The sequence below is a fragment of the Streptomyces azureus genome (genome assembly GCF_001270025.1).
In the GTDB taxonomy this organism is placed as follows: Bacteria; Actinomycetota; Actinomycetes; order Streptomycetales; family Streptomycetaceae; genus Streptomyces; species Streptomyces azureus.
Window position 1 is genome coordinate 13,623 of record NZ_DF968309.1, and the last position, 13,871, is coordinate 27,493.

General features: G+C 70.1%; 14 protein-coding genes and 3 pseudogenes. 1 reads left to right on the top strand and 16 read right to left on the bottom strand.

Features of this window, described 5'->3' with window-relative positions; translation table 11 throughout:
• Positions 1-129: 129 nt before the first annotated feature.
• The 13 genes and pseudogenes from mpaD to AOQ53_RS21780 form a co-directional block, all read right to left on the bottom strand.
• Entirely contained in the window at positions 130-1,386 is a 1,257-nt protein-coding gene (gene mpaD, locus AOQ53_RS21745) for a daptide-type RiPP biosynthesis aminotransferase (RefSeq protein WP_078945432.1), read from the bottom strand.
• On the bottom strand, positions 1,383-2,228 hold the full coding sequence (mpaM, locus tag AOQ53_RS21750; RefSeq protein ID WP_059419706.1) for a daptide-type RiPP biosynthesis methyltransferase: 846 nt from the start codon (positions 2,226-2,228) through the stop codon (positions 1,383-1,385). Before mpaM ends, mpaD begins: the two co-directional genes overlap by 4 nt.
• On the bottom strand, positions 2,225-3,265 hold the full coding sequence (gene mpaB, locus AOQ53_RS44760; RefSeq protein WP_059419708.1) for a daptide biosynthesis RiPP recognition protein: 1,041 nt from the start codon (positions 3,263-3,265) through the stop codon (positions 2,225-2,227). The genes mpaM and mpaB overlap by 4 nt, the downstream gene beginning before the upstream one ends.
• Before the next feature lie 54 nt (positions 3,266-3,319).
• The gene (gene mpaP, locus AOQ53_RS21760) at positions 3,320-4,993 is read right to left on the bottom strand and encodes a daptide biosynthesis intramembrane metalloprotease (protein WP_059419709.1); all 1,674 of its coding nucleotides are present in this window, start codon (positions 4,991-4,993) and stop codon (positions 3,320-3,322) included.
• 10 nt (positions 4,994-5,003) lie between these two features.
• Positions 5,004-5,786, bottom strand: a complete 783-nt coding sequence (locus AOQ53_RS21765) for an ABC transporter permease (RefSeq protein WP_059419710.1) — start codon at positions 5,784-5,786, stop codon at positions 5,004-5,006.
• 3 nt (positions 5,787-5,789) lie between these two features.
• Positions 5,790-6,488 carry an ABC transporter ATP-binding protein gene (locus AOQ53_RS21770; RefSeq protein ID WP_236711747.1) on the bottom strand — a complete coding sequence of 233 codons (699 nt, stop codon included), beginning with the start codon at positions 6,486-6,488 and terminating at the stop codon, positions 5,790-5,792.
• Positions 6,485-6,613, bottom strand: a complete 129-nt coding sequence (locus AOQ53_RS47425) for a hypothetical protein (RefSeq protein WP_269085460.1) — start codon at positions 6,611-6,613, stop codon at positions 6,485-6,487. Before AOQ53_RS47425 ends, AOQ53_RS21770 begins: the two co-directional genes overlap by 4 nt.
• A 490-nt stretch (positions 6,614-7,103) precedes the next feature.
• Positions 7,104-7,277 (bottom strand): hypothetical protein, encoded by a 174-nt coding sequence (locus AOQ53_RS44765; protein WP_167745746.1) that lies wholly within the window; start codon positions 7,275-7,277, stop codon positions 7,104-7,106.
• Between the two features lie 157 nt (positions 7,278-7,434).
• The gene (locus tag AOQ53_RS44770; RefSeq protein WP_167745747.1) at positions 7,435-7,572 is read right to left on the bottom strand and encodes a daptide-type RiPP; all 138 of its coding nucleotides are present in this window, start codon (positions 7,570-7,572) and stop codon (positions 7,435-7,437) included.
• A 45-nt stretch (positions 7,573-7,617) separates the two neighbouring features.
• Positions 7,618-7,752 carry a daptide-type RiPP gene (locus AOQ53_RS47430; protein ID WP_269085461.1) on the bottom strand — a complete coding sequence of 45 codons (135 nt, stop codon included), beginning with the start codon at positions 7,750-7,752 and terminating at the stop codon, positions 7,618-7,620.
• 42 nt (positions 7,753-7,794) lie between these two features.
• A complete protein-coding gene (locus tag AOQ53_RS47435) occupies positions 7,795-7,929 on the bottom strand; it encodes a daptide-type RiPP (protein WP_269085462.1) in 135 nt (44 codons plus the stop codon).
• Between the two features lie 1,779 nt (positions 7,930-9,708).
• Complete coding sequence (locus tag AOQ53_RS21775; RefSeq protein WP_148640364.1) at positions 9,709-10,209, bottom strand: hypothetical protein; 501 nt, start codon at positions 10,207-10,209, stop codon at positions 9,709-9,711.
• An 84-nt stretch (positions 10,210-10,293) separates the two neighbouring features.
• Positions 10,294-10,520, bottom strand: a pseudogene (locus AOQ53_RS21780) (IS630 family transposase); the annotation flags it as partial.
• Between the two features lie 41 nt (positions 10,521-10,561).
• Here AOQ53_RS21780 and AOQ53_RS41415 point away from each other — a divergent pair.
• A pseudogene (locus AOQ53_RS41415) lies at positions 10,562-10,821 on the top strand (IS630 family transposase); the annotation flags it as partial.
• Between the two features lie 29 nt (positions 10,822-10,850).
• On the opposite strand, the gene fdhD reads toward AOQ53_RS41415, so the two are convergent.
• From fdhD to AOQ53_RS21795, 3 genes and pseudogenes are all read right to left on the bottom strand, one after another.
• Complete coding sequence (gene fdhD, locus AOQ53_RS21785; RefSeq protein ID WP_059419715.1) at positions 10,851-11,699, bottom strand: formate dehydrogenase accessory sulfurtransferase FdhD; 849 nt, start codon at positions 11,697-11,699, stop codon at positions 10,851-10,853.
• Positions 11,700-11,706: 7 nt separating this feature from the next.
• The gene (locus AOQ53_RS21790) at positions 11,707-12,567 is read right to left on the bottom strand and encodes a 2Fe-2S iron-sulfur cluster-binding protein (RefSeq protein WP_059419716.1); all 861 of its coding nucleotides are present in this window, start codon (positions 12,565-12,567) and stop codon (positions 11,707-11,709) included.
• Positions 12,564-13,870: pseudogene (locus AOQ53_RS21795) on the bottom strand (NAD(P)H-dependent oxidoreductase subunit E). The gene AOQ53_RS21790 and the pseudogene AOQ53_RS21795 overlap by 4 nt, the downstream one beginning before the upstream one ends.
• Position 13,871: the final 1 nt, after the last annotated feature.

Consider the following 13,871-nt stretch of genomic DNA (forward strand, 5'->3'; position numbering starts at 1 on the left):
ACGGGCCCGCGTGATCCACCGCTGCTGGCTCGACCACGAGCCCAACGACCCCGCCCGAGACGGTGCGGTACGACACTTCTTGGCCCAGCCCGAACTGGTTCAAGCGGCCCGAGGGTGACACAGGGGGTGTCATCGCGCCTCCACCAGTCCCTTGTGTACGGCCGTGCCCAGTTCGTGCGCCTCCTCGTCGGTGAGGGTCAGCGGCGGGACGAGCTGTACGCTCCCCGGGCCCGGGTGGGCCAGCGTCCCATGGCCGCGGATCGCGGCGATGGCCTGCTGCACCCGCTCGGCGCTGTACGGGGTGCCGTCGGGCTCGGCCAGCTGGATCCCGCGGAAGCAGCCCCGGCCGGTGACGGCGGTGACGGAGGGCAACTCGGCGACGAGCTCCGCCAGCAGCGCGTCGAGCGCGCGCGCCACCCGGGCGCCGGACTCCAGGGCGGACAACTCCGTGAACTGTGCCAGCGTCGCCAGGATCGCGGCACATGTCGGCGGTGTCCCGGCCTGTGTCTCCCCGTGCACCAGCAGCGCGTCGGCCCGCTCGAAGGCGTCGCAGACGGCGTGCGACGCCAGAACCGCGGAGGCGGCGCAGGTGCCGTTGGTCAGCCCCTTCGAGGTGACCATCAGGTCCGGGGCCTGCGCCCAGGCGGAGCTGGCGAACAGCGGCCCGGTACGGCCGTATCCCGTGGCCACCTCGTCGGCGACGAGCAGGAAGCCGTACTCCCGGCGGAGTTCCAGCAGCGCCTCCAGCGTCGTGCGCGGCAGTTCGTGGGCGCCGGAGCCGAACACCGGCTCGCACACCACCGCCGCCACCCGGTGGCCCTCGCGCCGCATCAGCCGTTCGAGGTCCTCCGGGCGGCCGGCGTCGACATGGCGGACGAGCCGTGTGTCCACTCCGTACAGTTGCTGGCCCAGTTCCTCACCGGACAGGGAGAACGCCCCATAGGTCAGCCCGTGGTAGCTGCCCTTGAAGCCGACGATCAGGCGGCGCTGGGGCTCGCCGGTGAGCAGGGCGTGGTGGCGGGCGACCTTCATCACCAGGTCGTTGGCTGAGCTGCCGGAGGTGGAGAAGATCACCCGGCGGAAGACCGCCGGCCCGGCGGCTTCTGTCAGGGCGCGGGCGGCCTCCAGGGCGTAGGTGTGCGAGTAGCGGAAGAGCGTCAGGTACGACGCCTCGCGCATGGCCCGGTCCACTGCGTCGGCGATGGCCGTGTTGCCGTAGCCGAGGTTGACGTTCCACAGGCCGCTGGTGGCGTCCAGGACCTCGGAGCCGTCGTCGAAGCGGAGCCTGGCGCCGGCCGCGGCCACGGCCCGCCGCTCCGGCTTGGCGTACGCCCCGGGCGGTACGAGCAGTTCCCACAGTGGGTAATGCGGCTCACGAGGGTTCACGACGGCCTCCTGGCGATGACAAGGGTGTTCCCGTCGGCGGTGCCGGCGAGGGGATCTCGCACCGGGCTGACGGACTCGATCTCGAAGCCCGCCGCGACGAGTTCGGCGCTCAGCCGGTCAGGGGTCACCAGGTGCACGAACGAGGTGAGCAGCAGAGGGCCGGCACCTCGGGCGACGCTCAGCGCGGCTACGTGGCGGGCGGCGAGTCCCGGCTCCACGTACGAGATGAGGGTGATCACGGCGTCGTCGGCGACGAAGGTGTGGATCTCCTCCTCTCCGGGTCGGACCCGCGGCGTCTCCACGGTGACCAGGAAGCGGCCACCGGGCAGCAGGTGCCTGTGAACGTTGCGCAGGAAGCCGGGCCGTTCGCCGGGGGGCACCAGCCCGATGGTCGTGATGCCGAGCAGGGCGGCCGCGAAACGCGTGTCCAGATCGAGCGCGGTCATGTCCTCGCGGAGCACGGTCAGACGGTCCGCGGCGCGGTGCGCAGGGAGCCGCCCGACCTGGGCGGTGAGTTCGCCCAGCAGCGAGTCGGACGTGTCCACCCCGGTGACCTGGTGCCCGGCGAGCAGCAGCGGCAGGGTCAGCCTTCCGGAACCGCAGGCGAGTTCCAGCACGGGCCCCCCGGTGCCGCGCAGTGCGGTGAGGACCTCGGTGATCTCGCTGCGGTCATGGCTGGTGACCAGGTGGTAGACCGGGCCGCCGAGATCGTCGTACAGGTCGGCGATCCTGAGGTCATCGCCCAGCGCCGCGGCGATTCGGGTGGCGGTGCCCGGCGGGATGTGCCGGGCACCGGTCCGCGGCGCCACCGACGGCGTGCTGATCGCTGTCCGGCCGTTCATGCCGCCCTCATCTCCGGCAGCCGCAGGCGGGAATAGAGGCCGGGGACCTCGTCCGCGCCTACCCCCAGCGCCGCGGCGGCGACCGCGTCGGCCTGGCGCTGGTCGCCACAGGCGATCTTCGCTTCGACGAGTATCGCCACGTCCTGGCCGACCTTGAACGCCCGGCCGCCGTTCGGATAGAGCAGGAAGCATGTGCCGTCGTCGGCCCTGGCGATCAACGGGAGAGCCGCGCTCTCGACCGGCTCGGCCGGGGCCTGCGGGCACAGCCGCATACCGAATCCCGATATCCGTACGGGGCCGCCCGCAACCCTGCTCAGGGCTCGGACGGCGTCCAGCGCCTGTAGGTATCGGGGCAGCCAGGGGCGTTCGGCACGGGCCCGCTCCAGCGTCCTGGACGGGAGCACCCCGTCCAGGGAGGGATCGGTGGCGTGGGTGGCGACCGCGGCCCGGATCGCGGCGGCACCGTCCCTGAGCGGCGCGAGGTCGGCACCGCCCGGCGCGGTGCGGACCATGCCGTCCGCGGTGACGTACAGGCGAGCGACCCCGGTGGGCGCCATGCCGGCGAGCGCCGGGGCGTCGGCCAGTACGACGCCTGGGTTCAGCAGCCACTGAGGCAGGCTGCCGTCGGAGACGGCGAGGTCGGCGTCGGCCAGGAAGGCGGTCAGATCGTCCTCTCCGGTGATGCGCACGACCGTCGGGCCGACCAGCGCGACGAAGCCGAGCGCGACATAGTCGAACACCTGGATGTGGAACTCGCCCCCGACCACCAGGTCATCACCGCAGTTGAGCACGCTGCCCTCGAGGGCCACGGCGGGAACCGGCAGGCTGTCCGCGACGCCCGGCTCCGCGAAGATCACCCCGTCCGCGTCCAGCAGTCCGGAGGCGGCCAGCGCCGGCAGGTCGGCCCCGGCCTCGGCGACCACCTCGAAGGCGGTGTCGGACACCGCGTCGTAGTGTCCGCGGAGCCAGCGCTCAAGGTGGACGGTCGCCTGCAGGGGGGATCGCTCCGGCTGCGGCCGGAGAGGTGTTGTGGTCATGAGCACTCCAACATGAAGCGAGGAAACGGAAGGTGACGTTCCGAGGCGAGTTCGTCAGTGGATCAGGGAGGAAGTCAGGTAGTCGCACAGACGGGAGCCCAGCGACTCCCGGCCGAGGTCGACCCGCGCGGCGCCCGCGGCGGCGGGAAGTACGGCATCCCCGCTGAGCGGACGCACGGTGGTGGGGACCTTGAGGTCAGTGCGCACGGGGATGACGGCGCTGAGCGGAACCCTGGCGGTGCGCGCGGCACCGGGGGCGAGGGTGGTGCGGCCGAGTGTCCTGCCGAACAGGAAACCTTGAGTGCGCAGCAGCACGGGCGCGCCGACCGTTACGGAGGACGAGTCGGTACCCGGCGGCAGGACGAGGACGGGCCGGCCGTGCACCGTCGCGTAACCCGCCGGCATCTGCCGGTCGACCGTGACCTGGGTGAGCAGCACGGTGACGGCGGCCAGCGCGGTCAGCGCGACACCGGCCAGGCGCAGGACCGATCCGCCGGCTGTCCGGACCTCTCCCACAACGCGGCGCAGCACCTTGCAGGCCTGGAAAGCCAGCGCCAGCACCAGGAGCCACAGCAGGAGGGCTCCGAACGGGAGACCGCCGATCAGTCCGGCGACGACCGTCAGCCCGGTGCCGATCAAGTACAGCGGGAAGACCTGGCAGGCCACGCCGTAGGCGACGGCCCAGCGTATCTGGGGCAGTTCCCGCGGACGGTGGCCTCCCGCGACGCGGATCAGCGTCGCGGCGCGAGCGTCGGCCATGGCCTTGGCCCGGAGGTTGGGGATGTCCACGTGGCTCATCAGCGCCAGGTAGCCGTCGAACTTCACCAAGGGCAGGAGGTTGAAGACGCCGTACAGATAACAGACAACCGCGAAGATGAGCAGGCTCGAACGGACCTGCCCGCTCGTGGCCGGCGCAGCGAGTGCGGCAGTCGCGCCGATGACGGTCTGGACGCCGACCCCGGCGAGCGCGACGGCCACCCGCTGCTCCTTGCGGGGCAGCCGCCAGCCGTCGGAGACATCGCAGAAGAAGGCCGGGGTGAGGTAATAGAACATCATCCCGACCCGGGTGGGGCGCTGACCGTAGTGGGCGAGCACCGCGCCGTGGCCGACCTCGTGCACCCCGGTGACCAGCAGCACCCCGGTGAAGACGCTGAGGTACGTCTGTGCGCTCGGGGGTGTGGACACGGCCTGCCACACCGTCTGCGCCTGGGCCGTCAATGCCATCAGCCCCGCGATCACCAGCAGGAGAAGGACCGTAAGGCCGCGCCGGGAGAGCAGCGCGCGAGTGACCGGGAGAAGCCGGTCCATCAGGCGGTCCGGGTTCCACAGGGTGAACTGCAAAGTCATCGGCGGTACGAAGCGCAGCCGGCCCGCAGTGACTTGGGCAGACCGACCCGCCGGCTTCCGGCGGACGCTGCCCCCGCCTGACGTACCGTGCGCGCTTTCGCCCGACGCGCCGCCCACCCCGTCGGAGTCTGCCAGCAGGCCGAACCGGGCGAATGACTTCAGCGCCTCCCGTACGCGCTGTTCCGTCCAGGGAGCGCCGAGGTCCTCGGCGAGCCCGGCCGGTGAGCAGGTGCCGTCCAGGCGGTCGAGCAGCCGGGCGGCGTCCGCCCCGACCCTGAAGTAGCGCTCACCGTTCTGTACGAGCCAGGGTGCCCCGTCGTCCTGCGGTGGATGCACCCGCACGTCCGGCAGCCGGGCAAGCAGGGGTGTCGTGGTGGCCATGACTGCTCCTTCACACCAGATCGCGGCGGGTGAATGCCTGCTGGGCGGCCAGGGCCGCGGCAGCGCCCCAGGCGAGCAGCAGCAGCACCCCGTACGGAGCGGCCAGCCGGTCGGGGAACGCCGGGTCGCCCAGCACCGCGTCCTGGGCGCCACCGGGCAGGAACCGCCCCACGGAGGGGAAACTCTTCAACACCAGCGTCTCGGCCGTGGTGGTCCACACCATCAGAACCACGATCGCCAGTACCTGGCTGCGCAGCAGGAAGCCGATCGCGGCGCCCCACGGACCGGCGAACACGCAGACCAGGACGATGGCCCCGCTGATGGTCCACGTACGGCTGTCCATGACCAGCGAGACGTCATGGGCCCGGAACGCCAGCCAGGCGACCACAAGGGCACCGCCCGCTGAGGCGATCCCGAAGATCAGCCCTCCGATCGTGGCCGTGCCCAGCTTGACGGCCAGCAGAACCGTCCGCGAGGGAGCGTGCAGCACGCTGCGGCCGATGGCACCGGACCGGTACTCGTTGGTCACCAGAACCGCGCCGAAGAGCATCGCGAACAGCGTTCCGGCGAAACCGAGACCGACGACGGTGTGGGAGACTTCCGCCAGGCTGGCTGGTTGCGGGCCACGGGTGGCGGTGGACAGTTTCTCGCCGAGGCCGCCCAACTGCGATGCGGTGATCAACACGGTGTTGACGACAAGCATGGTGGGCAGCGCGAATCCGCTGCGGGCCTTGAGCAGTTCGGCCGACATCTGATGGCGGACACGGCGGCGGAGGACGGTGGACTCAGACATGGGTCAACTCCTTTGCGCGCTTGCCAGTCCGAGGTAGGCACTCTCCAGGCGCTCCGGGTCTCCGTCGCCCAGCTCCCGCAGCGATCCGCAGAACAGCACCTGTCCGCGGAGCACGACGACGTCATCGACGCTGCGCGCCACTTCGGAGAGCATGTGACTGGCCAGGAGCACGGTCCGGCCCTCGGCGGCCAGTGCCCCGACGAGGTCGCGCATCCAGTGGATGCCCTCCGGGTCGAGGCCGTTGAGGGGTTCGTCGAGTACCAGCAGTTCAGGGTCGGGGAGCAGTGCGGTGGCCAGGGCGAGTCGCTGACGCATGCCCGTGGAGCAGGAGCGGACCCGTTTCCCTGTGGCTCCCTCCAGGCCTACCGTGCGCAACACCTCGTCGGTCCGTTCCGCTGACAGGCCCAGGGAACGGGCGACGATGTCCAGTTGGCGCCGCACGGTGACATTGGGGTGGAATCCCAGGGAGTCCATGGTCACACCGACGCTGCCGTGGACCGTCACCGTGCCGGAGTCGGGGCGTACCAGGCCGAGCAGACACCGCAGGGCGGTGCTCTTGCCCGCGCCGTTGGGCCCGAGCAGCCCGGTGACCCGGCCTGGCCCGACCTCGAACGACACGTCCCGCAGTACGTGGTGGTCGCCGTAGCTCTTGTTGAGCTTCTCGAACACAGCGGTGGGCGGCGACGCGGAACCCCCGATCACGGCCGCTGTCCGTCCCCCCGGCGCATGGCGAGCATGCTGCCGAGCACGGTGACCCCTCCGACGAGCGCCGCGATCGGGGGGAGGGTTGTCTGGTTGGCCAACGATGAGCCAGAGAGCTTGGGCATGGCAGGTCTCCTGCGGTGAAACTGCTGCATATTGGGGGTAAGTGCCCGAGGTGGAAGGGGGCCGGGTGACGGTCGGCCCCGCTCCACCCCAGGCGTTCGTCTCCGCCGGGACGCAGATGGTCAGTTCGCGTCCATGGAGAGTGAGATCACGTGAGGGCGACCGCACCCGCGACGGCGAAGGGATAGACCACGTGGCCGATGGCTCACGTGGTGCCGGCGATCACGGGGCCGGGTTCGAGGCCGGCAGGAACGGGCCGAGACCGGGAGCGTGGAGTCCCTCGAGTTGCTCGATCCCGAAGGCCGTGTCCGCGGGGTTGTGCATTCATTCATGTCATGTACCTTTCAAGACTGCCGCCCCTGCTGGGGATGAGCCTGAGACGTGCTGCTCGGTACGACGCTCAGGTGGTGCCCGGGGTGGAGGGGGCCGTGTGACGGTCGGCCCCCCTCACCCCGGCGCTCAGCCTGAGGGACTTGCCGGGCGGTACGACTCTCAGGTCAGGGCGATGGCGACGCCACCGGCGACGGCACCGGCGGCAGCGGCGACGGCGGTACCGGCGAGCGGGCCGCCGTGCAGCAGCCAGTGCAGGAAGCCGGGAGCGTGGAGCCCCTCGAGCTCCTCGACCTCGAAGGCCGTGTCCGCGGGGTTGTTCACGTGCTCGTTCATGTCATGCACCTTTCGGGTAGTCCTTGCTCGGTCTGAGACTTGACCGGTGTGTGGTACGACGCTCAGGTGATGCCCGGGGTGGGAGGGGGGCCGAGTGACGGTCGGCCCCCCTCCACCCCGGCGCTCAGCCTGAGAGGCTTGCCGCGCGGTACGACTCTCAGGTGAGGACGAGGCCGATGGACGCGGCCAGGGCACCGGCGGAAGCGCCGGCGTAGGCACCGGCGACGATCTCCCAGAAGCCGGGAGCCTGCATCGGCTCGAGCTCCTCGATCTGAAGCTCCGTGACGTTCTCCATGATGTTTCTCCTTTCAGATTCTGCTTGTCAGTCGATACGTTGCGGTCAGGTGAGGAAGACGGTCACGCCGGTGACGAAGACGGTCGCGCCGCCCCCGAAACCCTTGAGGAACTCACCCCAGTTCCACAGGGCTTCCAGCGACTCGAGTTCCTCGACCTGCAGTTCCATCAGGTTTTCCACGATGCACTCTTCTTCGTTTGTTCGTGAGCCGGGACGTCGCTGTCAGGTGAGGAAGACGGCAACGCCGACGGAGAAGGCGGTCGCGCCGGCCCCGAAGCCCGAGCCGAACTCGGCCCAGTTCCACAGAGCGTCCAGCGTCTCGAGTTCCTCGAACTGCAGATCCAGATCGGTGCTCATTTCTCCACCGTCCTTTCGTTGGTTGGTATGGCGATCCCGCACACCGCTCCGGTGTGCGTAAGCCGGCCGGCCAGGTGAAAGACGCACTTTCATTTCCGTCACCCCTGCGGACGACAAAGGATCTCACGCGCGCCAGATGATGTCCCGCGCGGGCGGGACAGAAATCGGATGCGTTCGGTTCCGTTGCGCTGAACGCAGTTCGGACGTTCATCGGAACCTTATTCTCTGCCGATTTCCTCCGGCACGAAGAACAATGCCAGAGGGTCACGTCTCCCGGGGAGAGTAAGAGGCTTCAGCTTTGTGCAGTGCGCATTGCAGCCTCCTGCCACAAAGTCAGGCGCTGTTCCCTTCCCGACCCCGTCCCCGGGGGCCACGGCCTCGGGACAGGGCTGTCCGTTCTTGCCGAACGCACGACCTGTGGAGGCTGTCACCTGGACCGGGGCGCCGACTGTGCGCTCGCGAGGCTCGAAGGACGGCGGGACCGGGGCCTCCGGCAGGGAGTGCCGGGCGTCAGGGGTGATGCGGCCGACGACCCCCGGTGCGGCGCAGTCACCCGCGCCCAGGTCATTCCTCCGTCCCGTCCCCGAAGCCGCATGGCGCCGCGACGGCTGGGGCGTGGCATGGTTGCCGTCCAAGGGACCGCAGCTCTGAACGCCTGCGCCGGGCCTGCCTGCGGCGGACGTATATGGGGAGCGCTCGCGGTCCGGGGGACAAGGGTGTTGCCCGGCTCCTCTGTTGCGGCGGTGCAGACCGGAGGCGGAGCCGGGGAGACGTGTCCGAGCGCCGCGCGAGGCGTAGCGGGAAGCGGTTCACGGCAGACGAACACGCAGGTCTGCAGACGGGTGCTGCCGCTCACGCGATCCGTGGCTCGACGCCGCCCGCCCGGACCGGAACACGGTGATCCGTGCTGCTCCTCAAGCACGCGAATCGCCAGGTGACCGGCGGCCCAGGCGGGCCGCCGGTCACCTGGCGACAGTGCTGAGGTGCTCAGCGAGACGATTGACTCGCGACCTCCGCGCAATATTCGGGAGTGTGCCTGCTCAACCTCCGCAACAGGAGGCTCTGGCGAACCTGAGCTGAGTCCGCCAAGCCAGGAACGGGAATCAGGTAAATGGGCCGGTCCTCAGTGCCTTTCGGCGGTGCCTCATTACGAGCTTGCCGACAGCGGCCGCATGCAATGGGGGTGATGACCTGTTATGGGATCAAAAACCTGAGGCCGGTGCTCAGCCGGGACCGCTCCGGGCGCGGCACCGACGGCAGTCGTCAACGGCCGGACAATAGGCCCGTACGGCCTGCCGGCGCAACAGCTGCCAGGGTCGCCAACTCCTTCCCCGGGCGAAAGCAGAACGTAGCAGTTGCTGCGGGCCGGGATGGGGGCCGCGTGAGCAGGCACTGCCATCGCCACAGAGGTGATGATTGCCATGGTTCCCACAGAGGCGAGGCTGACAGCGCCGCGTGAAACAGAAATGGTCTTTCTCATCGAAGGCTCCTCGGGTCGGGTTTCCTTGCGCGCTGAGCTTATTGCCGGTGCCGACGTCGTTGAAGACAGCGAGATTGCAGTTTCATGCATGCGACTGGCAGGGGTGTGCCATGCGGAGTCAGGAGGCGCGGACCGCTGTCGTCGGAGCGAACTGACGGCGGGAGTGAGCCGGCCCGGCACGGGGTGCTATCGACGTGAAGCGGAATCGGATCCGGGCGCACCGGTGGGCAACAAAAAAGGCCTTTCGCCCCCGATCAACGGGGGCGAAAGGCTCTTCGCTGAGCAGACCTTACGTCCGCTCACTTCTCCCAGGTGGTGAAGCGCATAGTGGTGTGCAGCCCGGAGGCGGTAACAGCCCACTTGGAGTTGCCGTCCTGCTGACCGCCACGGGCGTTCACGGACTGCGGCGGCGAGGGGGAGTCGTCGGAGACCGGCTTCTCGTCGCCACCTGTGGTCTCGTCGGCGGGAGCACAGCCATAACGCGGGCCGGAAAGGCAGTGGTCTGTCTCAGCTGAAGTGGCGGGGCCGGCCCCGCCACTGGTGTTCTGGCTGACCGATGAAGGCCGGAAGTAGTGGCTCACCTCCCCTCCGGCATCCGCAGACACGCACATCGCGGCGATGCCGAAGGCGCCTGCAATGACGGTGACGATTGCTCTGCGACAAGTCGATCCGACGTTCATCTGGGCACTCTCCTTGTTGTCTCGCCCCCGCGGAAAATGCTCGCGAGACCGGTTGCTCATCACAAGGTGAGAGTTCTGCAGGTTCGTGCACTCCGGCTGCAGGATCATGCCAGCTGCCATCCCGCCCCTGCACCTGCACTCCGTGCAGCGACCCCGAGACGGTCCCACGGCGCCGCCGAAGCGGGAGCGAAACAGGGAGGCTCACGCTTTCTCCGATGGGTCCAAGTAGAGGCCCACGACGTCGCGGACCTTGTCGATGAACAGCGGATCGGTGGACGACAGCTGGAACGTCTGCGAACGGTGCGGGGCGAGCGCGCATGCCCGCCAGATCCGTGAGACGGCCGACTGCGACATGCCGTGGCCGCCGCCATCGACCTGGTTGACCAATGGGTGGCGTTCTTCGGCTTCTCCTCCAGCGTCTTGACGATGACCCGCTAGACATCCGCGTCGGTGATCTTCCGGGGAACACCGTCAACTGTGCTTCACTCCGACCTACGCGTCCTGGGCCAACCCGGTCGAAGCCCACTTCGGACCACCGCGGCAGTTCACCATCGCCAACTCCCACCACCCGACCACGCCGTGCAGACCCGGGCCCTGCACGCCTACCTGCGCTGGCGCAACGCCAACACCCGCCACCGCGACGTCCTGGCCGCCGAACGCCGCGAACGTGCCCGCATCCGTAGCGAGAAAGGCATCCGCTGGGGCGGCAGACCCCTGCTTGAGGCGGCATGACTCCGCGTATCACTGCCGAGAAATGATCTTCAGTCCTGGGCGGCCGCGGCCCGCAGGGCGATCCGGTCCTCACCCGCGTACACGTTCATGGAGCTGCCCCGCAGGAAGCCCACCAGCGTCAGGCCCGCCTCGGCGGCCAGGTCCACCGCGAGCGAGGACGGCGCCGACACCGCCGCCAGGACCGGGATACCGGCCATCACGGCCTTCTGCGCCAGCTCGAAGGAGGCCCGGCCCGAGACGAGCAGGACCGTCCGCGACAGCGGCAGGTCCCCGTTCTGCAGGGCGCGGCCGACCAGCTTGTCGACCGCGTTGTGCCGGCCCACGTCCTCGCGGATGTCCAGCAGCTCGCCGTCCTCCGAGAAGAGGGCCGCCGCGTGCAGGCCGCCGGTCCGGTCGAAAACCCGCTGGGCGGCGCGCAGCCGGTCGGGCAGGCTCGCGAGCAGCTCGGGGGTGACCTGGAGCCGGGGAGTGTCGGCGATGGGCCAGCGGGCCGTCGTGCGCACCGCGTCCAGCGACGCCTTGCCGCACAGGCCGCAGGAGGACGTGGTGTAGACGTTCCGTTCCAGCGTGATGTCGGGGATCACCACGTCCGGGGCGGTCTGCACGTCGACCACGTTGTACGTGTTCGAGCCGTCGGCGGTCGCCCCGGCGCAGTAGACGATGTTCCGCAGGTCCCGCTGCCCGCCCAGCACCCCCTCGCTCACCAGGAAGCCCGCCGCCAGCGCGAAGTCGTCGCCCGGCGTCCGCATGGTGATCGCCAGGGGCTTGCCGTTCAGCCGGATCTCCAGGGGCTCCTCGGCGACGAGCGTGTCCGGACGGCTGGAGACCGCCCCGTCCCGGATGCGGAGCACCTTGCGTCGTTCCGTGACTCGTCCCATGTCCTGATCAGCCCCGGTTCTGTACGTGCTGGTAGCCGAAGCGGCCCTTGATGCAGAGATTGCCGTGGGTCACCGGGTTGTCGTGCGGCGAGGTGACCTTCACGATCTCATTGTCCTGCACGTGCAGCGTCAGGTTGCAGCCCACTCCGCAGTACGCGCACACCGTGGTCGTCTCCGTCTGCCGCGACTCGTCCCAGGTACCCGCCGCGCGCATGTCGAACTCGGACTTGAAGGACAGCGCGCCCGTCGGGCACACCTCGATGCAGTTCCCGCAGTACACGCACGCCGAGTCGGTCAGCGGCGCGTCGTGCTCGACGGCGATCCGGGCGTCGAAACCGCGCCCGGCGACCGAGATCGCGAAGGTGTTCTGCCACTGGTCGCCGCAGGCGTCGACGCACTTGTAGCAGAGGATGCACTTGTCGTAGTCACGCACGTACAGGTCGTTGTCGACCTTCGGTTCCTCGTTGAGGCGGGCCGCGTCCGGGCCGAAACGGTCGGGCTTCGCCTCGTACTCCTTGAGCCACTCGGCGACCCGCGGTGTCGTCGACAGATCGACCGAGGACGCGAGCAGTTCGAGGACGACCTTCCGGCTGTGCCGGGCCCGCTCGGTGCCCGTGCGCACCTCCATGCCCGGCTCGGCCTTGCGGGAGCAGGCCGGAACGAGGATCCGGGCCCCCTCGACCTCGACGACACAGACCCGGCAGGCGTTCTTCGGCCGCAGGGTGTCGCCCTCGCACAGGGTCGGGATGTCCTTCCCGGCCGCCCGGCAGGCGTCCAGAATGGTCGAGCCCTCGGGGACCCTGGCCTCCTCGCCGTCGATCGTGAACTCCAGCATGCGGCGCGGGATCCCCAGCGGTGTGACGGTCATTCGTACGCCCCCAGACGGTCGATGGCGGATTCCACGGCATTCCACGCGGTCTGGCCGAGACCGCAGATCGAGGCGTCCCGCATCGCGCGGCCGACCTCCCTCAGCAGGGCGATGTCCCCGGCGGCGTCGGCGCCGGTGCGCTCCACGATCCGGTGCAGCGCCTCCTCCTGCCGCACGGTCCCGACCCGGCAGGGCACGCACTGCCCGCACGACTCGTCGCGGAAGAACTCCGCGATGCGCAGCAGGAGCCGGGGGAGGGGCACGCTGTCGTCGAAGGCCATGACGACCCCCGAGCCGAGCGTCGTGCCCGCCTCCCGCGTGCCCTCGAAGGTGAGCGGGGTGTCCAGCTCGTCGGCCCGTACGAAGCCGCCCGCCGCCCCGCCGAGCAGCACCGCCCGCAGCCCGTCCCGCACGCCGGCGAGCGTGAGCAGGTCGCCCAGCGTCGCGCCGAACGGCACCTCGTAGACGCCGGCCGCTCCACGGTCCCGGAGACGCAGAACAGCTTCGGCCCGGTGGACCTGCCCGTGCCGATCGCCGCGCCGCGCCCGACCAGGCCCGAGTCGGTGACCTCGCGGATGACCCCGGCGGGGCCCAGCTCGAAGGCCCGGCGCAGGGCCGTGTAGCCGCCGTGGGCGCGGTAGTCGTCGAGGGACGCCGGGTCGACCACGCCGACGCGGTGCAGCAGCATCAGGCCGTCCTGTCCGGCCTGGGGCACCGCGAGCGCGGCCGGGGGCTCTTCCGGCGCCGAATCGGGGGCGCTCGCGGCGAGGACGGCTCGTTCGACGGTCGTCGGTGCCGACACCGCCGTCCGCACCGGATCCCCGGCCCTGATCGCGAGCGCGGCCGGGGCCCGCTCGCACAGGCCCAGACAAGGGCTGCGCTCCACCGCGACGCCACTGCCGGGACCGAGCCGGGCCTCGATCCCCGCGCACAGCTCCGGCGCCCCGGCCGCCGCGCACGCCAGGTCCGTGCACACGTGGAGCACGGTCGCCGGACGCGGCTTGACGGAGAACATGGCGTAGAAGGTGGCGACCCCGTACGCCTCCGCCGGCGGCACCGTCAGCCGCCGGCACAGGTAGTCGAGGGCGCCGTCGCTGATCCAGCCGACCCGGTCGTTGATCGCGTGCAGCCCCGGCAACAGCAGGTCGCGGCGGTCCCGGGCCGCGCGCCCGCCACGGGCCCACCTCAGATCCGCGTCGGAGCGGTCGGCGCCCTCCCAGGAGGACTCCGGAGGGCCCAGCAGGGCGTCGACGGCCGCCCGTTCGTCGTCCGTCGGTTTGCTGTCACCGAAGTGCAGGTCCACG

Bases quoted from the DNA above. Each gene is read 5' to 3' on its own strand.
- fdhD (WP_059419715.1), bottom strand. From the start codon at position 11,699: ATGGGACGAGTCACGGAACGACGCAAGGTGCTCCGCATCCGGGACGGG.
- AOQ53_RS44770 (WP_167745747.1), bottom strand. From the start codon at position 7,572: ATGGAGAACGTCACGGAGCTTCAGATCGAGGAGCTCGAGCCGATGCAG.
- mpaP (WP_059419709.1), bottom strand. From the start codon at position 4,993: ATGGCCACCACGACACCCCTGCTTGCCCGGCTGCCGGACGTGCGGGTG.
- AOQ53_RS21790 (WP_059419716.1), bottom strand. From the start codon at position 12,567: ATGACCGTCACACCGCTGGGGATCCCGCGCCGCATGCTGGAGTTCACG.
- AOQ53_RS21775 (WP_148640364.1), bottom strand. From the start codon at position 10,209: ATGGCAGCTGGCATGATCCTGCAGCCGGAGTGCACGAACCTGCAGAAC.
- AOQ53_RS21765 (WP_059419710.1), bottom strand. From the start codon at position 5,786: ATGTCTGAGTCCACCGTCCTCCGCCGCCGTGTCCGCCATCAGATGTCG.
- mpaM (WP_059419706.1), bottom strand. From the start codon at position 2,228: ATGAACGGCCGGACAGCGATCAGCACGCCGTCGGTGGCGCCGCGGACC.
- mpaB (WP_059419708.1), bottom strand. From the start codon at position 3,265: ATGACCACAACACCTCTCCGGCCGCAGCCGGAGCGATCCCCCCTGCAG.
- AOQ53_RS44765 (WP_167745746.1), bottom strand. From the start codon at position 7,277: ATGAACGAGCACGTGAACAACCCCGCGGACACGGCCTTCGAGGTCGAG.
- AOQ53_RS47425 (WP_269085460.1), bottom strand. From the start codon at position 6,613: ATGCCCAAGCTCTCTGGCTCATCGTTGGCCAACCAGACAACCCTCCCC.
- AOQ53_RS47435 (WP_269085462.1), bottom strand. From the start codon at position 7,929: ATGAGCACCGATCTGGATCTGCAGTTCGAGGAACTCGAGACGCTGGAC.